The 22,202-nt window shown below is 72.5% G+C and carries 19 protein-coding genes; 11 read left to right on the top strand and 8 right to left on the bottom strand.

Translation table 11 applies throughout. The features are described 5' to 3' along the window. Window positions 1–272 precede the first annotated feature (272 nt). Entirely contained in the window at window positions 273–1,373 is a 1,101-nt protein-coding gene (locus ACFYW5_RS18980; protein ID WP_389418160.1) for a citrate synthase 2, read from the top strand. A 779-nt stretch (window positions 1,374–2,152) separates the two neighbouring features. Then, window positions 2,153–3,550: a PAS domain-containing protein gene (locus ACFYW5_RS18985; RefSeq protein ID WP_389418161.1), complete on the top strand. Its 1,398-nt coding sequence runs from the start codon at window positions 2,153–2,155 to the stop codon at window positions 3,548–3,550. A gap of 23 nt (window positions 3,551–3,573) precedes the next feature. Here the strand turns inward: ACFYW5_RS18985 and ACFYW5_RS18990 are convergent, their stop codons facing one another. Continuing rightward, window positions 3,574–4,329 (bottom strand): SIS domain-containing protein, encoded by a 756-nt coding sequence (locus ACFYW5_RS18990; RefSeq protein WP_389418162.1) that lies wholly within the window; start codon window positions 4,327–4,329, stop codon window positions 3,574–3,576. Between the two features lie 269 nt (window positions 4,330–4,598). On the opposite strand from ACFYW5_RS18990, the gene ACFYW5_RS18995 reads away from it, so the two are divergent. Then, entirely contained in the window at window positions 4,599–5,291 is a 693-nt protein-coding gene (locus ACFYW5_RS18995; protein ID WP_389418163.1) for a metal-dependent transcriptional regulator, read from the top strand. Window positions 5,292–5,725: 434 nt separating this feature from the next. Next, entirely contained in the window at window positions 5,726–6,601 is an 876-nt protein-coding gene (locus ACFYW5_RS19000; protein ID WP_389418164.1) for an alpha/beta fold hydrolase, read from the top strand. 102 nt (window positions 6,602–6,703) lie between these two features. Here the strand turns inward: ACFYW5_RS19000 and ACFYW5_RS19005 are convergent, their stop codons facing one another. The 3 genes from ACFYW5_RS19005 to ACFYW5_RS19015 are packed head-to-tail and all read right to left on the bottom strand — an operon-like array spanning window position 6,704 to window position 9,778. Beyond that, window positions 6,704–8,329 carry a transporter gene (locus tag ACFYW5_RS19005; protein WP_389418165.1) on the bottom strand — a complete coding sequence of 542 codons (1,626 nt, stop codon included), beginning with the start codon at window positions 8,327–8,329 and terminating at the stop codon, window positions 6,704–6,706. Continuing rightward, a complete protein-coding gene (locus ACFYW5_RS19010) occupies window positions 8,326–9,096 on the bottom strand; it encodes an ABC transporter ATP-binding protein (RefSeq protein WP_389418166.1) in 771 nt (256 codons plus the stop codon). The genes ACFYW5_RS19005 and ACFYW5_RS19010 overlap by 4 nt, the downstream gene beginning before the upstream one ends. 22 nt (window positions 9,097–9,118) lie before the next feature. Next, on the bottom strand, window positions 9,119–9,778 hold the full coding sequence (locus ACFYW5_RS19015; RefSeq protein WP_389418167.1) for a bifunctional DNA primase/polymerase: 660 nt from the start codon (window positions 9,776–9,778) through the stop codon (window positions 9,119–9,121). Between the two features lie 288 nt (window positions 9,779–10,066). Between ACFYW5_RS19015 and ACFYW5_RS19020 the strand changes: the two genes are divergently transcribed. Together ACFYW5_RS19020 and ACFYW5_RS19025 are read left to right on the top strand one after the other, a co-directional pair. Beyond that, window positions 10,067–11,452, top strand: a complete 1,386-nt coding sequence (locus tag ACFYW5_RS19020; RefSeq protein WP_389418168.1) for a transcriptional regulator — start codon at window positions 10,067–10,069, stop codon at window positions 11,450–11,452. A gap of 202 nt (window positions 11,453–11,654) precedes the next feature. Further along, window positions 11,655–13,253, top strand: coding sequence for a hypothetical protein (locus ACFYW5_RS19025; RefSeq protein ID WP_389418169.1), 1,599 nt, complete (start codon window positions 11,655–11,657; stop codon window positions 13,251–13,253). Window positions 13,254–13,257: 4 nt separating this feature from the next. Here the strand turns inward: ACFYW5_RS19025 and ACFYW5_RS19030 are convergent, their stop codons facing one another. Then, window positions 13,258–14,565, bottom strand: coding sequence for an ABC transporter substrate-binding protein (locus ACFYW5_RS19030; RefSeq protein WP_389418170.1), 1,308 nt, complete (start codon window positions 14,563–14,565; stop codon window positions 13,258–13,260). A gap of 117 nt (window positions 14,566–14,682) precedes the next feature. On the opposite strand from ACFYW5_RS19030, the gene ACFYW5_RS19035 reads away from it, so the two are divergent. Both ACFYW5_RS19035 and purU read left to right on the top strand, forming a co-directional pair. Continuing rightward, complete coding sequence (locus ACFYW5_RS19035) at window positions 14,683–15,183, top strand: hypothetical protein (RefSeq protein ID WP_186284491.1); 501 nt, start codon at window positions 14,683–14,685, stop codon at window positions 15,181–15,183. Window positions 15,184–15,230: 47 nt separating this feature from the next. Continuing rightward, window positions 15,231–16,112 carry a formyltetrahydrofolate deformylase gene (gene purU / locus ACFYW5_RS19040; RefSeq protein ID WP_389418171.1) on the top strand — a complete coding sequence of 294 codons (882 nt, stop codon included), beginning with the start codon at window positions 15,231–15,233 and terminating at the stop codon, window positions 16,110–16,112. Window positions 16,113–16,249: 137 nt separating this feature from the next. Here the strand turns inward: purU and ACFYW5_RS19045 are convergent, their stop codons facing one another. Beyond that, on the bottom strand, window positions 16,250–17,539 hold the full coding sequence (locus tag ACFYW5_RS19045; RefSeq protein WP_389418172.1) for a zf-HC2 domain-containing protein: 1,290 nt from the start codon (window positions 17,537–17,539) through the stop codon (window positions 16,250–16,252). Next, the gene (locus ACFYW5_RS19050) at window positions 17,536–18,108 is read right to left on the bottom strand and encodes a sigma-70 family RNA polymerase sigma factor (protein WP_389418173.1); all 573 of its coding nucleotides are present in this window, start codon (window positions 18,106–18,108) and stop codon (window positions 17,536–17,538) included. The genes ACFYW5_RS19045 and ACFYW5_RS19050 overlap by 4 nt, the downstream gene beginning before the upstream one ends. Window positions 18,109–18,415: 307 nt before the next feature. On the opposite strand from ACFYW5_RS19050, the gene ACFYW5_RS19055 reads away from it, so the two are divergent. Then, window positions 18,416–18,796: an STAS domain-containing protein gene (locus ACFYW5_RS19055; RefSeq protein WP_351982600.1), complete on the top strand. Its 381-nt coding sequence runs from the start codon at window positions 18,416–18,418 to the stop codon at window positions 18,794–18,796. Between the two features lie 151 nt (window positions 18,797–18,947). Next, window positions 18,948–19,460 carry an EF-hand domain-containing protein gene (locus ACFYW5_RS19060; RefSeq protein WP_389418174.1) on the top strand — a complete coding sequence of 171 codons (513 nt, stop codon included), beginning with the start codon at window positions 18,948–18,950 and terminating at the stop codon, window positions 19,458–19,460. Here the strand turns inward: ACFYW5_RS19060 and ACFYW5_RS19065 are convergent. Beyond that, window positions 19,439–20,947, bottom strand: coding sequence for a class I adenylate-forming enzyme family protein (locus ACFYW5_RS19065; RefSeq protein ID WP_389418175.1), 1,509 nt, complete (start codon window positions 20,945–20,947; stop codon window positions 19,439–19,441). The two genes, ACFYW5_RS19060 and ACFYW5_RS19065, sit on opposite strands and share 22 nt — an antisense overlap. 124 nt (window positions 20,948–21,071) lie before the next feature. On the opposite strand from ACFYW5_RS19065, the gene ACFYW5_RS19070 reads away from it, so the two are divergent. Beyond that, window positions 21,072–22,202 (top strand): acyl-CoA dehydrogenase family protein, encoded by a 1,131-nt coding sequence (locus ACFYW5_RS19070; RefSeq protein WP_389418176.1) that lies wholly within the window; start codon window positions 21,072–21,074, stop codon window positions 22,200–22,202.

Here is a 22,202-nt window from a genome sequence, read left to right on the forward strand (position 1 = left end):
CCCGTTCGGCACGGTGTCCTTCATCACTGCGTGGCACTCAGTGCCGCAAGCCCTCCCCAAAGGTGGCACTCGGGGATATCGTTCTGATGCCGTTCGGTTGGGTGACCGCCAGTCGCACGGGGCATCACTGGGGTACCGCCCAGGACCGCGAGTCCTTCGAGCCACGACCGCGGATCCACCGGGCGCGCAGCCGTCCCTGCCGCACCAGAACTCGGTCCGCACCATCACCCCCACAACACCATCTGTCCCACACCTCACGAGGGAGCCGCCTGATGTCCGACTTCGTACCCGGACTCGAAGGAGTCGTCGCGTTCGAGACGGAGATCGCCGAACCCGACAAGGAGGGCGGCGCACTCAGGTACCGGGGCGTCGACATCGAGGACCTCGTCGGCCAGGTCTCGTTCGGCAACGTCTGGGGCCTGCTCGTCGACGGGGCCTTCAACCCCGGCCTGCCGCCCGCCGAGCCGTTCCCGATCCCGGTGCACTCCGGCGACATCCGCGTCGACGTCCAGTCCGCGCTCGCCATGCTGGCGCCCGTGTGGGGCCTGAAGCCGCTGCTCGACATCGATGCCGACCAGGCCCGTGAGGACCTCGCCAGGGCCGCCGTCATGGCCCTGTCCTACGTCGCCCAGTCCGCGCGCGGGCAGGGCCTGCCGATGGTGCCGCAGCGGGAGATCGACAAGGCGCAGTCCGTCGTCGAGCGGTTCATGATCCGCTGGCGGGGCGAGCCGGACCCCAAGCACGTCGCCGCCGTCGACGCGTACTGGACCTCCGCCGCCGAGCACGGCATGAACGCTTCCACCTTCACCGCCCGCGTGATCGCCTCCACCGGCGCGGATGTCGCCGCCGCGCTCTCCGGCGCCGTAGGGGCGATGTCCGGGCCGCTGCACGGCGGTGCGCCCTCGCGCGTGCTGTACATGATCGAGGAGATCGAGCGGACCGGGGATGCCGAGGCGTACGTGAAGCAGGCGCTCGACCGGGGCGAGCGGCTCATGGGCTTCGGGCACCGGGTGTACCGCGCCGAGGACCCCCGCGCGCGCGTGCTGCGGCGTACGGCGCGGGAGCTGGGCGCGCCGCGCTTCGAGGTGGCCGAGGCGCTGGAGAAGGCGGCGCTGGCCGAGCTGCACGCCCGGCGTCCCGACCGGGTGCTGGCCACCAACGTGGAGTTCTGGGCGGCGATCGTCCTCGACTTCGCCGAGGTGCCGGCCCACATGTTCACGTCGATGTTCACCTGCGCGCGCACCGCCGGATGGTCGGCGCACATCCTGGAGCAGAAGCACACCGGCCGCCTGGTCCGGCCGTCCGCACGGTACGTCGGCCCCGGCTCGCGGGACCCCCGACAGGTCGAGGGCTACGCCGACATCACCCCCTGAGTCCGGGCGGCAACGCAGACGACCCGCGAGCTCGGTTCCTCCGCCGTGAGGCGGAGAAGCCGGCCGGACGCACCGGCGAGCTCGCGGGTCGGGTGACTGCGTTGGATTGGCCGGCTGCGGGTGTCTCGCCCCCGCTGGTCCGGCGCCGAACTGAGTACGACGGCGGACTACTAGCCCGCAGTCACCTCGCGCGCCCGGGATTCATACATGTACCGGATCACCTCCTTTCAGCGATGGACCTCACCCTAGGAAGCGGCCGGGGAGCGTTCAACCGATTTTTCGGGAAGGTGACCGGGCTGCTTCAAGGCGGACGCTGTAGCCGTATCCGTCGCCCCGCTGAAGGAGCCGCAGATTGCGGTGAATCTTCCGGGCAGCGAGATTGAGGGGCGTGTGGTGCGGGGAGACGGTTCGTGTGAATGATCTTCATGTCGTACCGTCGGCGCGGATTCGGCATGACGCTGTACGAGCACTGTCTTGCGCGCGCGGGCTGGGTGCCCGGGGCATCGAGACCGTCGTCCTCGCCGCCAACACCGACGGGCTGCGGTTCGCCGAGGCGCGGGGGTTCGTCGAGGTGAGCGGTATGTGGCGCCCGAGGACGAGACCGAGGTGTGGCTCACGCTGCGGCTCGAGGGGTGAGTGGTACGACGTTTCCGGCGTACAACGATTCTCTCAATCTTGTGGGAACCCGGTGTGTGCTGCGTCACGTTCGAGTTGAATGATTGTTAGTGGGCGAACCGCCGCACCGTACGCGTGCGGACGCGGCTTGGCAGGGGGTCCAGGTGAGTGCTTCCCGGCGTAGTGGGACCACCGACGAGCTGGGGCCGGACGAACCCGAGGGGACCGGTCCCGAGGGCTCCGGCGGCTCCGATCTGCTCGCCGCGCTGCTGGACGGGATGGACGCGGCGCTGTGCGCCTTCGACGCCGACGGTGTCGTCACGCACTGGAACCGTGAGGCCGAGCGGATCCTCGGCTGGACCGCCGCCGAGGCGGTCGGGCGGCAGGGCTTCGCCGGCTGGGCCGTGCGCAGCGCGGACGCCGAGGAGGTCGAGGGGCGGCTGATGTCCGCCATGGACGCCCCCGGACGGCAGGTGAACGAGTTCGCGCTGCTCACCAAGGACGGCGGCCGGGTCCTCGTACGCACCCAGTCCGCGGCCGTCCGCGGCCCCGACGGCAAGCCCGCGGGCGTCTACTGCGCCTTCAGCGAGGTGCACGCGCAGATCGACCTGGAGCGGTCCATCGCGCTCAGCGAGGCCCTGTTCGAGGACGCGAGCTGGGGCGTCGTCCTCGTCGACGCCGACCTGCGCCCCGCCGTCGTCAACGCGCACGCCGCCCGCGCGCTGGGCATCGGGCGTACGTCCGTCCTGGGCCGCCCGCTCGGCGAGCTGCTCGCCCGGGGCGTCGAGGAACTGGAGAGCGCCCTCACCCACGTCCTCGCGGAAGGCGCGCCTCCGGCCCCGGCGGAGATCTGGGTGAGCGTGCGCACCCCCGACGGCGAGCAGCGGCGCTGCTGGCGCTGCGGCTTCGTACGGCTGGCCTCACCGCTGGCCGAGGAGCCGGTGCCGCTCGGTGTGGGCTGGCTCTTCCAGGACGTCACCGAGGCCAAGCAGGGCGAGCAGGAGGCGGCGCTGCTGCGGTTCCGCTCCAACCAGATGCACCGGGCCGCGCGGGCCGCGGCGGAGTGCGAGGACCCCGCGGAGGCGGCCACCGTCCATCTCGACTTCGCGCTGGCCGGGTTCGCCGACCACGCCCTGGTCGACCGGATCGCGGGCGGCACCCTGAGCGACGCCGACTCGGCCGGTCCGGTCCGCCTGGTCAGATCCGCGGCCACGCCCTCCGGCGCTCCGGGCCCGAGCCTGCCCACCGGCGCCGCCGGTCTGCCCGTGCGCTACACGGAGGGCCACCCGGCGCTGCAGTGCGTGGCGCGCGCCGGATCGGTCCGGGCCAGCGTCGGCACCGTACCGCCGGAACAGGCCCGCGCCTGGGCGGAGGCCCGCCAGTGGCCGCCGGACGCGGTGCACGCCCTGTGCGCGGTCCTGCGCAGCCGGGGCCGCACGCTGGGCGTGGTGACGTTCCTGCGGGGCGGCGGCCGGACCCCCTTCGAGCGCTCCGACGCGGCCTACGCGGAGGACGTGGCGGCCCGCATCGCGACGGCCCTGGACCTGGCGAACGCCCTCTGAGGGCTCATCGCCGGTAGCAGAGCTCAGCGCCGGTAGAAGATCCGGTCGCCGTACTCCGCGAACACCCGTCCGTTCCACTCGTGCCCGCCGTCCACGTTGCCCGAGCGCAGCAGCGGCGGCTCGATGCCCCGCTCGGCCAGGACGCCGGCCGCGGTGGCCATGACGGCCTGGAGCAGGGCCGTGGTGACGACCGTGGACGCGGGCGCGAACGGCGCCGGCACGGTGTCCAGGGTCAGCTCGGCGTCCCCCACGGCGATCTTGGAGTCGAGGACGAGATCGCAGTGGTCCTTCAGATACGTCCCGGACACGTGCCGTGACGTGGTCTCGGAGGCGTACGCCACGGACGTCACGCCGATGACCTTCACGCCCAGCGCGCGGGCGTTCATGGCCATCTCCACCGGCAGCGCGTTGCGCCCGGACAGCGAGACGATCACCAGGGCGTCCCCCGCGCGCAGCGGTGAGGTGTCCAGCACGGCGGCGGCCAGCCCGTCGACCCGCTCCAGCGCGGACCCCAGCGTGGCGGGCATCACGTCGACGCCCACCACCCCCGGCACGGCCAGCAGGTTCATCAGGGCGAGCCCGCCCGCGCGGTAGACGACGTCCTGCGCGGCGAGCGAGGAGTGTCCGGCGCCGAACGCGAACAGCCGCCCGCCGTCGGCGACCGTGTCAGCGAGCAGCGTGCCGGCCGCCTCGATGGTGCCGGCCTCCTCGTCGCGGACCCGCTGGAGCAGCCCGATCGCGGCGTCGAAAAACTGGCCGGCCAGCTTGCGGTCGCTCATGCGCGGGGCCCCTTTGCCTGCGAAGTGCGGTGGTGGTGATCTGTGTCGCGGATCACCGTGCGGTCTGGACCACTGCGGTGTCAATACGGCGGTACGGCGGTCCCAGGCCCCCGGTGGGCGTGGCCCCGCGCCCCCGGCCGGGAGCGCGAAACCCCCTGGTTTCAACGGCGCGGCACGGTTGTCAGCGCTATGCGTCAGAATTGAGGCCAGGGCCAGCGCACGCGCCGCGAAGCTGTCGCGCTTCCGGCAGATCTCATCAAGGGGCACGTATGTCCGGACTGATCGACACCACGGAGATGTATCTCCGCACCATCCTCGAGCTGGAAGAGGAAGGTGTGGTCCCCATGCGTGCCCGGATCGCCGAGCGGCTCGACCAGAGCGGGCCGACCGTCAGCCAGACGGTGGCGCGGATGGAGCGGGACGGACTGGTGTCCGTCGCCTCCGACCGCCACCTGGAGCTGACGGACGAGGGGCGCCGGCTCGCCACCCGCGTGATGCGCAAGCACCGCCTCGCCGAGTGTCTGCTCGTCGACGTGATCGGCCTGGAGTGGGAGCAGGTGCACGCCGAGGCCTGCCGCTGGGAGCACGTGATGAGCGAGGCCGTGGAGCGCCGCGTGCTGGAGCTGCTCCGGCACCCCACCGAGTCGCCCTACGGCAACCCGATCCCCGGTCTGGAGGAGCTCGGCGAGAAGGACGGCGCCGACCCCTTCCTTGACGAGGGCATGGTCTCGCTGGCCGAGCTGGACCCGGGCCTGGAGGGCAAGACCGTCGTGGTGCGCCGGATCGGCGAGCCGATCCAGACGGACGCGCAGCTGATGTACACGCTGCGCCGGGCGGGCGTGCAGCCCGGCTCGGTGGTGAGCGTGACCGAGTCCCCGGGTGGTGTGCTGGTGGGCAGCGGCGGCGAGGCGGCCGAGCTGGCGGCGGACGTCGCCTCGCATGTGTTCGTCGCCAAGCGCTGACCGTAACTGCCGGGACCACGGGGGAAGTTGAGGCGAACGACGCGATCTCGTCGTTTACGAGATCCAGTCCGCCGAATCGCAGCGCTCCGGCGCTTCGCGTGCAAGGCTGTCGCGAGGGGCATATGACCTGAGGGGGCGGAGAATGCGCCGCAGACGTGTGGAGGGCCCCGGCGCCTTGCGGCGCCGGGGCCTGTCCTCCCCTGTGTCGACCCGGAGCCCCGAGCTCCCAGGGTCGTTCCCCTCGGACCGATTTCCCCGAGCGGTCCGCCTCCCGTTGAAGATCTCCCCTCGGCTGCGGCGGTCAATCCTTGAGGGAGGTCACTCGAACGAGGGGTGTTGTCCGCCCAGACAGCATTTTCGAATAGAGGTTCGATAATCTCCGGGTGACACCGACGCATTGGCACGGCAGGCGGAGCTAGGGGGGTGCCAGACCTATGGCGCGGCGTATCGACGTGACCGGGACGGACGGGGTACGCCTCGCGGCCTGGGAGTTCGCCGACCCACCCAAGCACGACCGGCCGGCGTCCGCGGAGGGCGAGCCGGGGCACGGCGTGCTGTTACTGCACGGGCTGATGGGCCGGGCCTCGCACTGGGCGGCCACGGCCCGTTGGCTCTCCGAGCGGCATCGCGCGATCGCCCTGGACCAGCGGGGGCACGGCCGCAGCGACAAGCCGGCGCAGGCCGCGTTCACCCGTGAGGCATACGTGGAGGACGCCGAGGCCGCCCTTGAGCAGCTGGGCCTTGCGTCGGCCGTCCTGATCGGGCACGCGATGGGGGCGCTGACGGCCTGGCAGCTCGCCGCGAAGCGGCCCGACCTGGTGTCGGGCGTGATCATCTGCGATATGCGGGCCTCCGCGCTGGGCGCGGCCTCGCAGCGGGAGTGGGCCGACTGGTTCAGGTCATGGCCGCTGCCCTTCGCGACGCTGGCCGACGTACGCAAGTGGTTCGGCGAGGACGATCCCTGGGTGGAGCGGCCCAATCCCGCGCGCGGGGAGTTCTACGCCGAGGTCATGCAGGAGGGCGAGGACGGCTGGCGGCCGGTGTTCGAGCCCGAGCAGATGCTGAAGTCCCGGGAGACGTGGGTGTACGACGCGCACTGGGAGGAACTGGCGCAGGTCCAGTGCCCGACGCTGGTCGTGCGCGGGCTGGACGGGGAGCTGGGGCGGGCGGAGGCGCAGGAGATGGTGCGGGTCCTTCCCAGGGGGGAGTACGCGGAGGTGGCTGACGCCGGTCATCTTGTCCACTATGACCAGCCGGAGGCTTGGCGGGGGGCGATCGAGCCGTTCCTTGACGCGGTGCGGGCGGTTTGAGGGGCGCGCTCGGAGGGGTGGGGTCCCGGATCGTCTCGCGGTTGCGGGTGGGTGGGGGCTTGTCGCGCAGTTCCCCGCGCCCCTTAGGGAGTTGTTCTCCCCTCAGCCTTTGCTTACCGCCGTCAGGATTTCCGGGAGTCTTGCCGCTGTCTGCGGGGCCGCCAGGCGTAGGCCCAGGAGCGTGATGCCCGCTCCGTACGCCGCCCCGACCGGCAGGAGCAGCCAGGTCCAGTGCTCGCCGTTCTCCGACACGTTCAGCCAGATCGTGAGGGCGATGAAGGGCGCGCAGAGCAGCGCCGCCGCGACCATGCCGCCGAAGATCGAGATCCAGGCCAGCCCCACCTGCCCCGGGGCCACGTTCTTGTAGCCCTCCTGCGGAATGGAGTACGGGAAGCGGGCCGAGGTCCAGGCGCCGGTCGCCAGCATCGCGCCGAGCAGGGCGAAGGACAGGCCCAGCGCCTCGGGCAGCCGGGACCAGTCGCCCAGCAGGGCGGCCGTCAGGACGGTCACCAGCGTGGCGTACGGCAGGGTGATCAGCAGCAGCGCGTACGCACGCGCGCGGAGTTCGACGTAGGCGTCCCGCGGCGACGAGATCGTCAACGCGACCATCCAGAACGCCGAGGTGTCCTGGCCGAACTGGTTGTACATCAGGATCCCGAGCATCCCGGCCGCGAAGCAGGCGAAGTAGATCGAACCGGTGCCCTGCACGGCGTTGAACACCGGCACGATCAGGCCGATGGCCAGCGAGGTCACCCAGGCCGCCTTGGTCTTCGGATCCCGCCACATGTACCGCAGGCCGCGCCCCATGACCGTGCCGGTGCGCCCGGCGGGCAGCAGCCGGGCCAGGCCCGTGGACTGCCGTACGGCCGTCTCGGTGGCCGCTTGCAGGGTCGAGCCGTCCGGTTCGGTCATGAGACGGGTCAGATGCCGGGACCATACGGCGATCAGGGCTGCCAGCGCCCCGGCCGCCAGGCCCAGTTGCAGCAGCGCGACACCCCAGGCGCCCTCGCTCGCTGCGTCCACCGCGCCGATCGCCGACGCCGGCGGGAGCCAGCGCACCACGTCGGCCGCCGGGTCCAGCTCCCCGAGACCCGAGGAACCGAGCCGCTGCGCGCCGAAGTTGACGACCTGGGCGCCGACCGCGATGACCAGACCGCTCAGGACCGCCAGATCCCGGCCCTTGCGGCTGGTCAGCAGGCGGATGTTGGCGGCGGCCACGGCCCGCGCGAGGGCCACGCACACCAGCAGCGCCAGGACGACTCCGACGACGCCCACCCCGTACGCCAGGGGGCCGCGCGCGACCGCGATCACCGAGCCGGTCAGCAGGCAGAGGGTGAACAGCGGGCCGATGCCGACCAGAGAGGCCGCGAGGAGGGCGCGCACCAGGGCGCGGGGGCGCAGGGGGAGCATGACCAGGCGGGTCGGATCGAGGGTCTCGTCGCCGCCGGGGAAGAACAGCGGCATCACCGCCCAGCCGAGCGCGAGCACCGCCACCAGCAGGACGGCCAGGGACGCGGCGTGCGCGTGGCCGCGCAGCGCGATCAGGCCGATCAGCTGCAACGCGGCGAACAGCAGCGTGACGACGACCGAGGCGACGTAGGCGGCGCGCCGGCCGCTGGACTGGCGCAGCCCGTTGCGCAGCAGCGACAGCTTCAGCCGCACGAAGACGGAGGTGACGGAGGTGACCGGAGCGGTCGGGGCGGCCGGCGCGGTCGTGGGCGCGCTCATCGGGCCCCGCCGCCCAGCCAGTCGAGGTCGGACCCGGCATCGCGGCCCTGGGCGCCGACCAGCTCCAGGAACGCCCGCTGGAGGGAGGGCGCGTCCCCGCGGACCTCGGCGAGGGTGCCGTGCGCCCGGATGCGGCCGGCCGCCATGACGGCCACCCAGTCGCACAGCGACTCGACGAGCTCCATGACGTGGGAGGAGAAGACGACGGTGGCGCCGGAAGCGGTGTACCGCTCCAGGACGCCCCGGATGGTCTGCGCGGAGACCGGGTCGACGCCCTCGAACGGCTCGTCCAGGAAGAGCACTTCGGGGTTGTGGAGGAGAGCGGCGGCGAGCCCGATCTTCTTGCGCATGCCGGTCGAGTAGTCGACGACGAGTTTGTGCTGGGCGCCGGCCAGGTCCAGCACGTCGAGGAGTTGCGTGGCCCGCTTGTCGACCTCGGCGCCGGGCAGACCGCGCAACCGGCCGGTGTAGGCGAGCAGTTCGCGCCCCGACAGCCGTTCGAACAGCCGCAGCCCCTCCGGCAGTACCCCGATCCGTGCCTTCACCTGGACCGGGTCCCGCCACACGTCGTGCCCGACGACCTCGACGGACCCCTGATCGGGCCGCAGCAGGCCGGTGACCATGGAGAGCGTGGTGGTCTTACCGGCCCCATTGGGCCCGACCAGGCCGATGAACTTCCCGGCGGGCAGCTCCAGATCGATCCCCGCGACGGCGACTTGCTGCCCGAACCGCTTCCAGAGCCCCCGCACCACCACAGCTGACGTCATGCCCAAACCCTACGGGCCGGGGCTAGCGGTCCCGTCCGCACGCGTAGGCGAGGGGGGAGATCAACTCCTCGGCGTCCGGCAGCCAGCGGTTGGCGGGGGTGGGGCGGCAGGCCCACTGGACGGCGCCGCGGGAACCGAACCGGGTCGGCGGAGCGGCCACCCAGCTGCCCTCGCCGAGCGCGAGGAGATCGAGCGAGGAGGGTGACCAGCCGAGCTTGCGCACCAGGTCGGGGACCTTCGCCCCGGCCCCCGGCAGCACGAAGAAGTGCATCCGGCGGTCCGGCGTCAGCGTCACGGGGCCGAGCGTGAGCTCCATGCGCTCCATGCGGGCCAGCGCGAGGAACCCGGCCGTCTCCGGCACCGAGATCGCGTCGAAGGTGCGCCCGGTGGGCAGCAGGATCGACGCCAGCGGCTGCTTGGACCACATCCGGCGGGCGACCGTCGCGCTGCCCGTGGCCTGCGTCCCCCAGTCCGCGCGCGCGGGATGCGCCCCCGGCGCATCGCACGAGGCGTCGCCGCACGAGCAGTGCTGCATCCCGTCGACGGCTTCCAGCCAGGTGCCGGGAAACACGTCCCAGTGGCGCTCCTCGGTGTAGCGAACGGCGGTCTCCAGCAGCGATTCCCCGCGCTGCTTCGGAATCTGAGCGGCTTCAGTGCCCGCGATCGTCTCTTCCACGCACATCACAACTCCCGCACCCACCTCGGGTTACGGGCGTAGCGCGCGCGGGGGAGGAGCATCGATTCGGCATCTGGGGCGCATGGATGCATGTGTGGGGGCGCGCAGGAGGATCCGTGGCGGGAGGTGGGTAGCCACGAGTGGGGTCGGACACAGGTCTTACCCCGGCAATCCTCGCATGTCTCGCATTTTCGGTATGTCCGCGGGGCATTGATCTTCCCGGCCGGATCTTTTCGGTGCGAAGACACGTCAACTCGGTGCTGTGGCAGGCACCGCAGCCACAGGGGGTACGCCATGGCCGCAAGGCCGCTCGTCGCGCGGCAGCCGAACGAAAGGTTGCAGGCGCTCATCCAGGAAGCGGGCTGCTCGAACGCCGGGCTGGCCCGCCGGGTCAACATGTGCGGCGCCGAGCACGGCCTCGACCTGCGCTACGACAAGACGTCCGTGGCCCGCTGGCTGCGCGGCCAGCAGCCGCGCGGACGTGCCCCGGCGATCATCGCGGAGGCCCTCGGCCGCAAGCTCGGCCGTACGGTCACGATCGACGAGATCGGCATGGCCAACGGCAAGAACCTCGCCTCCGGGGTCGGGCTGCAGTTCTCGCCGACCGTCCTGGGCGCCATCGAGCAGGTGTGTGAGCTGTGGCGCAGTGACGTGGGACGCCGGGACTTCCTGTCCGGCTCGTCCGTCGCCGCCTCCGCGCTCGTCGAACCCAGCCGGGACTGGCTGATCTCGGCGCCCGACTCCCAGGTGGCGCGCGCGGCGGGCCCGCGCGTGGGGCAGTCCGACGTCGCCGCCGTGAAGGCGATGACCCAGGCCCTGGTCGACCTGGACCACCAGTACGGCAGCGGGCATGTGCGCCCGGTCGTCGTGCACTACCTCAACAGCGTCGTCTCGGGGCTGCTCGCCGGGTCGTACCGGGAGGCCGTGGGGCGTGAACTGTTCGCCGCGGTCGCCCGGTTGACCGAGCTGGCCGGCTACATGGCGATCGACACCGGCCAGCCGGGCCTGGCGCAGCGGTATTACATCCAGGCCCTGCGGCTCGCCCAGGCGGCCGGGGACCGCGGCTACGGCGGTTACGTCCTCGCCGCCTCCATGAGCCATCTCGCCGCGCAGCTCGGGAACCCGCGCGAGATCGCGCAGTTGGCGCGGGCGGCGCAGGAGGGGGCACGCGGTCGCGTCACCCCGCGCGCGGAGTCCATGTTCTACGCGGCCGAGGCCCGGGGCCACGCGCTGCTGGGTGACGTACGGGCGGCGCAGACGGCGTCCGGGCGGGCGGTGAGCGCGCTGGAGGCGGCGGATCCGGCCGCCGGGGACGACCCCGTGTGGATCGCCCACTTCGACGAGGCCTATCTGGCCGACGAGTTGGCGCACTGCCACCGCGACCTCGGGCAGGCCGAGGCGGCGGCGCGGCGGGCGCAGGAGTCGCTGGCCGGGCTGCCGGAGAGCAAGGCGCGGCGGCGCGCGATCGGCTATGTGCTGCTCGCCACGGCGCAGGTCCAGCAGCGCGAGGTCGAACAGGCCTGCCACACCGGCCTGAAGGCCGTGGAGCTGCTGGAGACCCTGCGGTCCAACCGGGGCGCCGACTATCTGGAGGACTTCCAGCAGCGGCTGGAGCCGTACCGGGAGGAACCCGTGGTAAGGGAGTTCGGCGCCCGGCTGGAGCTTCAGGCGGCTGCGTGAACGGCCCGGACACCCGGCAGTGAACACCGGGGAAACGGCGGCGGGAAAAGGGAGAGGAGGAGGGGCACAGGGAAGGGGGGGACCGCTCTGTAACGGCGGTCACAGGGACGGGCGTCACGGTCTGCGCTGCGTGGCACGCGGCTCTCGGGACCCGGTAGCGTGAGCCGACGATCCCGAAGGTCCCCCATTAGTAGGAGTCCCGGTGACGCAGAGTGGACAGGGCGAGGAGCCCTCGGCGCGACCCGCGCGCGAAGGCATCGTGCTGCCCTCCGACGGAGGCGAGCCGTTGCTCCCGGGCATGACGGGCGGCCCCGGCGGCCCCCGGCAGTACGCCCAGCCGGCCCCGCCGCCCGCCCCGGCGGCCCCGCCCGGCGGCCAGGCCTGGAACGGCGCCTGGGGCCCCGAGCAGCACCAGCCCCCGGCGGCCCCGCCCCCGGGCCAGGGCTGGACGCCCGAGCCCGCCCAGCCGTGGGCCGGACCGGAGCAGCCCGCGGCGGCCTGGGGCACCCCGGACCGGCCGCCGGCCGCCTCCCAGCCGCTCCCGCCGGAGAACGCCCCGGCACCGGCGTACGGCACACAGGACCACGGCACACAGGACTACGACCCGCGGGGCTACGGCACCCAGGACTACCGCGCGCAGGACTACGGCACTCCCTCCCCGGGCTACGACCCCCAGGGCGCCGGAGCGCTGCCGCCGGCCGCGCCCGCGCCCTACGGTGACGACGGAGCCACCCAGTACCTCCCGCCCGTCGCGGACGGCGCCACGCAGTACATACCGCCGGTCGCCGGAGACGCGGCCACCCAGTACATTCCGCCGGTCGGCGGCGGCGCCCTGCCGCCCGAGGTCACCCCCGAGGCCCCCGCCGAGAGCACCCAGGTGCTCGGCCGGGTCCGGCGGAACGCGGGCCCGGTGCCGAACCCGGACGCCGAGGCCACGCAGTACATCGCGCCCGTGCCCGCGGGCGAGGGCGGCGAGCGGCAGCCGCCCGCCGAGTTCGACAGCCTCTTCCGCAGCGAGCCGGGCGGCGAGCCCCCGGCCGCCGCCACCCAGCAGATGCCGCGGTTCCAGCAGCCCCAGCCGGGGCCGCACGGCGGCCCGCCGCCGACGTTCATCCCGCGGCGTGCGACCCACGACGACGAGGACCGCCGCCAGGGCGGCCGCACCGGCTCGCGGGTGACGCTCTTCGCCGCCGTCGGCGTCGCCCTCGCGGTCGTCGGCGTCGGCGCGGGCGCGCTGCTGGCCAGTGGCGGCGGGGAGGACACCGGCGACGACAAGCCCGTCGTCGCCGCCGCGGCGACGGCGAGCGAGTCCGCCGCCTCGCCCTCCCCGTCCGTCGACCCCGTCCGCCAGCAGGCCGTGGAGCTGGACAAGCTACTGGCCGACAGCGGCAACAGCCGGACCATGGTCATCAACGCGGTGGCCGACGTGAAGGCCTGCACCAACCTCGCCCAGGCGGCCAAGGACCTCCGGGACGCGGCCAAGCAGCGCACGGACCTGGTGACCAAGCTGTCCACGCTGGCCGTGGACAAGCTGCCGCAGCACACCGAGCTGACCGCCGCACTCAACAAGGCCTGGCAGGCGTCCGCGTCGGCCGACAACCACTACGCGGCCTGGGCCGACCAGGTCGCGCAGCGCAAGGGCAACCTCTGCAAGAAGGGGCAGGCCCGGTCCACCCCGCAGACCCAGGCCGGCAACACGGCCAGCGGCACGGCCAGCGCCGAGAAGACCAAGGCCGCGGGCCTGTGGAACTCGATCGCCAAGTCGTACGGCCTGACCGAGCGCCAGCCGACCCAGCTCTGAGCGTTCAGCCGAGGTCGGCCTGCTGGAGGGTCTTCGTCACATCGACGAAGCCCTTCCGGGCCGACACCAGCCGGCCGTCCCGTACGACCTGAAGGGTCACGTCGGCGTTGACCAGCTGCGGGAAGCCCACCGAGGCGAGGCTCTCGGTGTACTCCCAGTTCAGCGGCGGGGTGAGACCGCCGGTGCTGATCTCCAGACCGTTGTCCAGGGCCCGGCGGACCGAGCGGGCGGTCACCTCGCCGCCGCCGAGGGAGTCGATGACGGACCTGAACACGGTGTAGGCGATCCAGGTGGTCTGCACTCCGGCGTCCGCGGGGTCGATGCGGTTGTCGCCGAAGGCGTGCGCGCTGATCACCTTCTTCATCTCGTCCCAGCGCTGGTCGCTGGCGACGGGATACCAGCCGGTGATGTACGCGCCCTCGTAGGGCCCGGACTTGCCGCCGGAGGCGTCGATCACGGTCTGGTCGACGCTGCCCAGCACGGTCGCCGTGCGCACGCCGGGGTACTCCTCGCGGTCGCGCCGGAAGGAGTCCATGAAGGTGCTGGTGCGGTCCCCGAGGGCGGGCACCACACAGCCGGGCCGCGCCGGGTCGGTGCCGGTGTACTCCAGCGCCCTCGTCGAGTGCTCCGAGTACTCGGTGGCGTCCTCCGCCGCCAGCTGGTCGCCCGCGTCCGCGTGGCCGCCCGCGGAGAGGCCCGAGTTCAGCAGGGCGGGCAGCTCGTCGCCCGCGATGCTGTCCGGCCGTACGAGCGCGACGGGACCGCAGTCCTTGGCGAGCTCCCGGCCGAGACCGGCCAGCAGGCTGGGCTGGCCGCCGTTGACGGGGTAGGACAGCGGGCTGGTGAACTCGGCGCCGGTGACGCCGTAGCCGCCGATGTACGGGATTCCCGCGCTCTCCAGCGTGGGGAAGAAGGAGTCGCCGTGCTGGCTGTAGGAGCCGACGACGGCGACCACCTTCTCGTCGACGGCGCGCTCGGCGCACTTCGCCGCCGAGACGCTGTCGTTGTGGTCGTTGCAGTTCAGCACGCGCAGCTTGCGGCCGTTGATGCCGCCCTGGGAGTTGATCCAGCGCGCGTACGCCAGCGCCAGCGCGGGCATGCCGGGCTTGTTGGTGGCGGTGGTGTCCTGCGGTGCCCAGGTCATGACGGTGATGGGGTCGTCCCCGGCGCCCCCCGAGACACCGGGGATGACCCCGCAACCGACGGCGAGGGACGCGCACACGGCCAGGGCCGCCGCTCTGCCGGCGGTGGCTCTGACGGGTCGGGTGAGCGCGGGGAGGTGCGTATTGCGGAAACGACGCCTGCCGGTCATGGACACGCACGATTCCGTCACACAGCTAACCCGGAAGTGATCCACGGTCAACGGAAGGTGACGTCGCGGTGAATTACGGGGGGCCGTGACCAGCGGCCGGGCGGGAACGTACGATCGATGACCGTGCAAGGTTCGGAGAACTCTTCCCGTCGCGGCCGTCGCTCCTCCACCATGGGCGGCATGCCACTGAACGACATGCCGTGGTGGCGCTGGCGCAGCAATGTGCGCTCCGCGCTGCACATGCTCTCCGACCCGGTGTTCCAGCGCGACGCCTGGCTGGCCGGCGTCGACGGTTACGGAGACGTCACCGACGCCGTGTACCGCCTGGTCGAGGACACCTGGCTGGACAACTGGTCCGCCGAGAAGTACGTCGGCACGATCTTCCGGGACTCCCAGGAGGCGGCGCTCGTCGACACCGCCGTGCTGCGGGTGCTGCGGATCATGCACCAGGTCGGACCCGACGCGCCGGTCGCCGCGTACCTGGAGCACCAGGGGTGGCCGGACGCGGTGCGCGCCGCGCGGGACGCGCACGTACGGATGGCGGCGAGCGACGGCGACGACCCGGACGCGCCCCCGCGCACCCTCGAAGTCCTGCGGATCATGACCAGGTCCGCCTAGCGGGACGACCGTGATCGGCGGGCTCGGGGTGTGGGACCCTGTGGTGCATGAACGAGCAGTCCGGCCGAGCCGCGGTCCCCACCGACCAGTACGTCCTGTCCCTGTCCTGCCCCGACAAGCAGGGCATCGTGCACGCCGTGTCCAGCTACCTCTTCATGACCGGCTGCAACATCGAGGACAGTCAGCAGTTCGGCGACCACGACACGGGTCTGTTCTTCCTGCGCGTCCACTTCTCGGCGGACCCGCCGGTGACCGTGGACAAGCTCCGGGCGAGCTTCGCGGCGATCGGTGACTCCTTCCAGATGGACTGGCAGATCAACCGGGCCGACGAGAAGATGCGCATCGTCCTGATGGTCTCCAAGTTCGGGCACTGCCTGAACGACCTGCTCTTCCGCGCGCGGATCGGGGCGCTGCCGGTGGAGATCGCCGCGGTGGTCTCCAACCACACGGACTTCGCCGAGCTGGTGGGCTCGTACGCCATTCCTTTCCACCACATTCCGGTGACGAAGGACACGAAGTCGCAGGCCGAGGCGCGGCTGCTGGAGATCGTGCGCGAGGAGAACGTCGAGCTGGTGGTGCTCGCCCGCTACATGCAGGTTCTCTCGGACGACCTGTGCAAGCAGCTGAGCGGGCGGATCATCAACATCCACCACTCCTTCCTGCCGAGCTTCAAGGGTGCGAAGCCGTATCACCAGGCTCATGCGCGGGGTGTGAAGCTGATCGGGGCGACGGCGCACTATGTGACGGCCGACCTCGACGAGGGGCCGATCATCGAGCAGGAGGTCGAGCGGGTCGGGCACGGTGTCACGCCGGATCAGCTGGTGGCGGTGGGGCGTGATGTGGAGTGCCAGGCGCTGGCGCGGGCCGTGAAGTGGCATGCGGAGCGGCGGATTCTTCTGAACGGGCGTAGGACGGTCGTTTTCGCCTGAGGGGCGGGGGCGGCTGCGTCGTCGGCGGCTGCGGGCTCGTCGTGGCTGGTCGCGCAGTTCCCCGCGCCCCTGAAGGCGGGTCCACTGGTCCGACTCAAGGGGCGCGGGGAACTGCGCGAACGGCCCCCAGCCACCCCCTACATCCGGCTCAACGCCGCCACCGAGAACAGCACATCCCTGATGGCCTCGCGGTCGCCCACCTGCCCCGCCGCTGCCTCCGCCGGAGACACGTGGCCGGCGGCCAGGTGGCAGAACTCCACCCCGTCCAGCGCCACATGGGCCACCTCCCACTCCCTGGAGCCCACGGCCGCCGGGGAGTCCAGGGGGATCAGCCACTCGCCGCCCCCCGAGCCCTCGATCTCCAGCCGGAGGCTCCGGCCGGGACCGCCGGCCACGCCCAGGTGGCGGCCGTGCGACGGGGCCGCCAGCCCATCGCGTCGGCGTTCGGCCAGCACGGCGGGCAGCATGCGGGCGGCGAGGTCGATCATGTCGTGCAGATGGCGTGCCGAGGGCGCCGCGTACGGGTAGTCCACCGCCTCCGCGATGTCCTCCGCGTGCACCCAGCACTCGAAGGCCCGGTCCAGCATCGCGTCGTGCAGGGTCAGCTCGAAGTCGCCGTAGGAGACCGGCATTCCGCCCGCCTGGCCGCCGGTGAAGGAGACCGTGCGGACCAGGTCGTGGCTCTGCTCCCGCCACGGCGCCCGCACCGAGCGGGTGGGCGGGAAGTGGGAGGCGCGCCAGTACGCCTCGGTGCGGGAGGACGGGGTGGGGCGGTCGGCCGGGATGCCGCCCAGGGGGTCGTCGAGGCCGAGGGCGACGGCGACCAGGCCGTCGACGGTCAGCAGATGGGCGATCACCCCGGCCACCGTCGTACGGCGGGTCGTCGCCTCGTCGGACCGGAACCACCGCAGCCGCACGGGCGCGTGCCACTCCGCGTCGCCGAAGTCCTGCAGCAGCGCGTCCAGACGCGCGGTCTCCGCGTCGTACGCCGCCGCCCAGCCCGGCACCGGGATGCGCGGCGGGCGGCGCTCCAGGCAGGTCGACAGGACGCGGGTGCGCAGGGCGGGGTCCAGGTCGAGGCTCTCGGAGGGGTGCAGCAGGCCCACGGCCTCGCGCAGCCGCAGCGCCTCGTCGGCGCAGGAGCCGCAGTCACCGAGGTGCGCCTCGACGGCGGTCGTCTCCTCCGCCGAGCACGCGGCCAGCGCCCACGCGCCGAGCAGCGACTTCAGCACCCGGTGCTCCAGGACGAGCGGCACCGGGTGCACGGCGAGGTCGGGCAGGGGCCGGCCGGTGTCCTCGACGGAGGCGCGCGGCAACGGTATGCGGGGCGGCTGCTCAGGGCCGTTGCCGTTGCCGCTGTCATCCGCCTCCGGCTCGTCCTTGGGCTCGCCCTCGTCGAACGGCTCGAACCGGTCCGGGTCGTTCATACCGAGCCCCCGTATCCCGGCGGGGCGCCGGCGTCGTGGGCGGTGGAGAGCAGTTGCAGTCCCAGGCGGAGCCGGCGGCGGGCCTCGTCCTCGGTGACGCCGAGGTCGGCGGCGGTCTGGCGGTAGTCGCGGCGCTGGAAGTAGGCCAGCTCCAGGGCGGCGCGCAGCGGCACCGGCATGGCCTGGACGATGTAGTCGGCGCGGGCGGCCACGGAGGCGTGCCGCACCTTGCGCTCCAGCTCATCGGTGGTGCCGTGGCCGCCCTGGGCCAGCGCCGCGGTCTCGGTGGCGCGCAGGCGCTGCACGGCGAGACGGTGGGTGAGGGTGGCGACCCAGGAGCGCAACGGGCCCTGCCTGGGGTCGTAGGCGTCGGGGTGCTCCCAGAGGTGGGTGAAGACCTCGCGGGTGACGGCGTCGGCGCCGCGCTCGTCGGCGAGGACGGTGTGGGCCAGGCCGTGCACCAGGGAGGCGAAACGGTCGTAGAGCTCGCCGAGGGCGGCCGCCTCACCGCGTGCGAGCCGCTGCTGCATCTTGCGGTCCCAGCGGGGCGGTGCGTCCTTCTTCGCCATGCGGCCCCCTCACCGTGCCTGTGCCCTGGTCAAGCCTGCTCCCACTGTCTCCTCGAATGTAGTCGGCACCTCTGACAGCGCACGCCCCTTTGTCGCAATGTGCGCCCCCGACGGGCCCCGGGTGATAGTGAACCGTCGCCTACCCGGTCCCCTGCTGATCGAACAAGACCGCGGATGGTGGAAACAAGCCTTTTCCGCTCTCTTTCTGTTTCTGGCCCGGTGTTTCAGGGCACAGCCGCTGGGCAGCCGCGCTGCATGGAAGCGTAGGGACGACTTCCGTTTGCGGGGGATCCGGCGAGCGAAGGGCATGGCGGTGGCGTTCAAGGTGACCTGCGGAGAGCAGGACGGCTGGGCTGTCCTGCGGGTGTCCGGCGAACTGGATCTGGTGACGTCGCCCGCGCTGCGCCAACGCGTGCACGACGAAGTGGCCGAGGGCCGGCACAGCCTGGTGCTCGACCTGTCCGAGGTCTTCTTCTGCGACTCCAGCGGTGTCGGCGTGCTCATCGCCTCCCGTCGGCTCGTCCGCTCCTGCCGGGGCCGGCTGCGCCTGATACTGCCCGCGCACGGCGCCGTCGAGGGCTCCCACGTCAACCGCGTCCTCGGCGCCCTCGGCGTCCGCCGCCTCTTCGAGGTCCATCCCGACGTGGACTCGGCCACCGCCGACGAGTCGGGGCCCCTGTCGGCGTAGTTCCCCCCGCTCAGCCACACCGTTGTCCCGAAATTCCCCCGGTCTTGGCACAACCGTAGTTTTCCGCTCCCGGACGGCCCCTGACGTCGTACGCTCCCTGGGAAGGCCGGGGCCCCACGCCCCCCGTGACGTAAAGGCGGCACGAAAAGACATGGTCAGCAGCGAGTACGAGGGCAAGATCGCCGCCCGCTTCGCCACCTTCGACCAGGACGGCAACGGCTACATCGACCGTGCGGACTTCATGGGGGCGGCCAAGGCGCTGCTCGCCGAGTTCGGTACGGCGGCCCGGTCCGACAAGGGCCAGGCGCTGTACAGCGGCGCCGAGGCGTTCTGGCAGGGCATGGCCGGAATGGCGGACCGGGACGGCGACCAGCGCATCACACGGGGCGAGTTCGTGGACGGCGCGGTCAAGCGGCTGCGCGACAACCCCGACGGATTCGCCGAGATCGCCCGCCCCTTCCTGCACGCGGCGCTCGCCGTGGCCGACGCGGACGGCGACGGAGCGGCCACCGTCGCGGACACCGCGCGCGTGCTGACCGCCCTCGGCGCGGACGCGGACACCGCGAAGGCCGCGGCGGCCACCCTCGACGCGGACAGCGACGGCCGGGTGGAGGAGTCCGAGATCCTGACCGCCTTCGCCCGCTACTTCACCGTCCCCGAGTAGCGCTCCCTGAGCTTGTACTTGAGCACCTTGCGCAGGGTGTCGTTGCGCGGAAGGGCGTCCACCACCTCCAGCTGCTCCGGCAGCTTGTGCACGGCCAGCCCTTCCGCGCGCAGATACGCCTTCACCTGCGCGAGGCTCAACTCCCCGGCCCCCTCCGGCTGTTCCACCACGGCACACACGCGTTCCCCGCGCTCGGGATCCGGCAGTCCGATGACGGCCGCGTCCGCGACCGCCGGATGCCGGTGCAGCAGCTCCTCGATCTCCCGCGCGGAGATGTTCTCGCCCTTGCGGATGATCACGTCCTTCAGCCGCCCGGTGAGCACCAGATGCCCGGTGGCGGTGAGCCGCCCCAGGTCGCCGGTGCGCAGGAAGCCGTCCGCGTCGAAGGCGCGCGCGGTCTGGTCCGGGTCGAGATAGCCCCGGCACACCGCCTCCCCGCGCAGCCGTACCTCCCCGTCCACGATCCGGATCTCCATCCCCTCGGGCGGCCGCCCCTCCGTGCCGGCGAGCAGTTCCGGATCGTCGTCCGGGTCACCCATCGTGATCATCGGCACCTCGGTCATGCCGTACCCGTGGGTCAGCTGCACGCCCATCTCCCGGACCACGGCGTGATACAGCTCCGGCGGCTTCGGCGCCCCGCCGCCCGCCAGCAGCCGGAGCGTCGGAACCACCTTGGCGCCGGGCCGTTTGCGCTGCTCGGTCAGGAACATCGAGTAGAACGCCGTCGACCCGCCCGCCATCGTCACCCCGTGCCGGCGGTACTCCGCCAGCGCGTCCGGCAGCGCGAACTGCTCGAACAGCACCGCCGGAAAGCCGTACAGCAGCAGCATCACCAGGTAGTCCGGGCCGCCTATATGGGCGTAAGGGAAGGCGATCGAGCCGACGTCGGTGCCGCTCGGGCGCAGGGCGTGGGCGAGGCAGGAGCCGCCGGCGATCAGCGAACGGTCGGTGTGCAGCACGCCCTTGGGGTCGGAGGTGGTGCCGGAGGTCCAGTAGATCCAGCGCACGGAGGTGCCCTCGGCGGGCGGGGCGGGCAGTACCCGGGGATCGCCGTCCGGGAGCCGGTCGTACGCCTCGAAGACGCCCTTCGCGCCGAGCCGCCGCACCATCGCCGTGTGGTCGAAGCCGCGCCAGGTGCCCGGTACGGCGACGTACTCGGCCCTGGACTCGCGCAGGGCGAAGCCGACCTCGCGGTCCCGGTAGAAGGGGATGACCGGAGACTGCACGGCGCCTAGGCGGGCCAGGGCGAGGGAGAGCAGGACCGTCTCGATCCGGGTGGGCAGTTGCCAGGCGACGACCGTGCCGGGGCGCACGCCCAGGTCGTGCAGGCCCGCCGCCACCCGCTCGGCCCGCGCGCGCAGCTCGCCGAAGCTCACGGAGCGGTCCTCCTGGAGGAGGACGGGCCGGTCGGGGGTGCGGGCGGCGCGGCGGGCGAGCAGGTCCCACAGGGTCCGGGCGGAACTCAGGCCGGGTGCGGTGTCGGTCACGGTGACGACCCCCTTGGCTGACGGTGCGTCAGATAGTGGACAGAGCGTAGGGCGGCCCGCCTTGTCGGTCCAGGGGGGCGGGGCTAGCCTGAACTGACGGATCGTCAGACGGGGGCTCGCCGGTATGGATCTCACGTACACGCCCGAGGAGGAGGAGTTCCGGGCGCGCCTGAGGCAGTGGCTCGGCGAGGTGCTGCCGAAGCTGCCCCCCGCGCCCGCCCCCTCCGACTGGCCCGGACGGCGCGCCTACGACCTCGGCTGGCAGCGCATGCTCCACGACGCCGGGTACGCCGACGTCCACTGGGGCGCCTCCCCGACCACCCGGCTCATCTACCTGGAGGAGACCGAGCGCGCGGGCGCCCCCTATGTCGGCGCCAACTTCGTCGGGCTGCTCCACGCGGGCCCCACCATCGCCGCCGAGGGCACCCCCGGGCAGCGGGCGCGCTGGCTGCCGCCGATCCTGCGCGGGGAGGAGGTCTGGTGCCAGGGCTTCAGCGAACCCGGCGCCGGATCCGACCTCGCGGCGCTGCGCACGCGCGCGTGCCGCGACGGCGACGCCTATGTGGTCACCGGGTCCAAGATCTGGACCTCGCACGCCGAAGTCGCCGACTGGTGCGAGCTGTTGGTGCGGACCGACCCGAAGGCGCCCAAGCACCGGGGCATCACCTGGCTCGCCCTGCGGATGGACACGCCCGGCGTGACCGTACGGCCGCTGCGGACCCTCGCCGGGTCCACCGAGTTCGCCGAGGTCTTCCTCGACGAGGTGCGGGTGCCGGTCGCGCACCGGGTCGGCGCGGAGAACGACGGCTGGCGCGTCACGATGGTCACCCTGTCCTTCGAGCGCGGCACGGCCTTCGTGGGCGAGGTGGTGGCCTGCCGCCGCGTCCTGCGCGACCTGGCCGCCCGGGCCCGCGGGAACGGCCGCTGGGACGACCCGGTGCTGCGGCGCAGACTCGGCCGCCTGAACGCCGAGTTCCGCGCGCTGTGGCGGCTGACGCAGTGGAACGTGAGCGAGGCGTCGGCGAGCGGGGTCCCGGGGGTCGGGGGTTCGGTTTTCAAACTGAGGTACTCGCACGCCCGCCAGGAGCTCTACGACGCCGCCGCCGACGTCCTCGGTCCCGACGCCCTCGACCTCGACCGGCCCTGGGTCCTCGACCGGCTCTCGTCGCTGTCGTACACCATCGCGGCCGGTACCTCGCAGATCCAGCGGAACATCGTGGCCGAGCGGATCCTGGGGCTGCCGAAGGGGCGGTGA

This window comes from Streptomyces sp. NPDC002779 (assembly GCF_042888685.1).
Lineage (GTDB): Bacteria > Actinomycetota > Actinomycetes > Streptomycetales > Streptomycetaceae > Streptomyces.

What these genes read in the sequence shown, in the direction of transcription:
- ACFYW5_RS19020 (WP_389418168.1), top strand. Translation starts at nt 10,067, where the DNA reads ATGGCCGCAAGGCCGCTCGTCGCGCGGCAGCCGAACGAAAGGTTGCAG.
- ACFYW5_RS18995 (WP_389418163.1), top strand. Translation starts at nt 4,599, where the DNA reads ATGTCCGGACTGATCGACACCACGGAGATGTATCTCCGCACCATCCTC.
- ACFYW5_RS18980 (WP_389418160.1), top strand. Translation starts at nt 273, where the DNA reads ATGTCCGACTTCGTACCCGGACTCGAAGGAGTCGTCGCGTTCGAGACG.
- ACFYW5_RS19055 (WP_351982600.1), top strand. Translation starts at nt 18,416, where the DNA reads ATGGCGGTGGCGTTCAAGGTGACCTGCGGAGAGCAGGACGGCTGGGCT.
- ACFYW5_RS19010 (WP_389418166.1), bottom strand. Translation starts at nt 9,096, where the DNA reads ATGACGTCAGCTGTGGTGGTGCGGGGGCTCTGGAAGCGGTTCGGGCAG.
- ACFYW5_RS19060 (WP_389418174.1), top strand. Translation starts at nt 18,948, where the DNA reads ATGGTCAGCAGCGAGTACGAGGGCAAGATCGCCGCCCGCTTCGCCACC.
- ACFYW5_RS19005 (WP_389418165.1), bottom strand. Translation starts at nt 8,329, where the DNA reads ATGAGCGCGCCCACGACCGCGCCGGCCGCCCCGACCGCTCCGGTCACC.
- ACFYW5_RS19030 (WP_389418170.1), bottom strand. Translation starts at nt 14,565, where the DNA reads ATGACCGGCAGGCGTCGTTTCCGCAATACGCACCTCCCCGCGCTCACC.
- ACFYW5_RS19050 (WP_389418173.1), bottom strand. Translation starts at nt 18,108, where the DNA reads ATGGCGAAGAAGGACGCACCGCCCCGCTGGGACCGCAAGATGCAGCAG.
- ACFYW5_RS18990 (WP_389418162.1), bottom strand. Translation starts at nt 4,329, where the DNA reads ATGAGCGACCGCAAGCTGGCCGGCCAGTTTTTCGACGCCGCGATCGGG.
- ACFYW5_RS19045 (WP_389418172.1), bottom strand. Translation starts at nt 17,539, where the DNA reads ATGAACGACCCGGACCGGTTCGAGCCGTTCGACGAGGGCGAGCCCAAG.
- ACFYW5_RS19015 (WP_389418167.1), bottom strand. Translation starts at nt 9,778, where the DNA reads ATGTGCGTGGAAGAGACGATCGCGGGCACTGAAGCCGCTCAGATTCCG.
- ACFYW5_RS19070 (WP_389418176.1), top strand. Translation starts at nt 21,072, where the DNA reads ATGGATCTCACGTACACGCCCGAGGAGGAGGAGTTCCGGGCGCGCCTG.
- ACFYW5_RS19035 (WP_186284491.1), top strand. Translation starts at nt 14,683, where the DNA reads ATGACCGTGCAAGGTTCGGAGAACTCTTCCCGTCGCGGCCGTCGCTCC.
- ACFYW5_RS19000 (WP_389418164.1), top strand. Translation starts at nt 5,726, where the DNA reads ATGGCGCGGCGTATCGACGTGACCGGGACGGACGGGGTACGCCTCGCG.
- purU (WP_389418171.1), top strand. Translation starts at nt 15,231, where the DNA reads ATGAACGAGCAGTCCGGCCGAGCCGCGGTCCCCACCGACCAGTACGTC.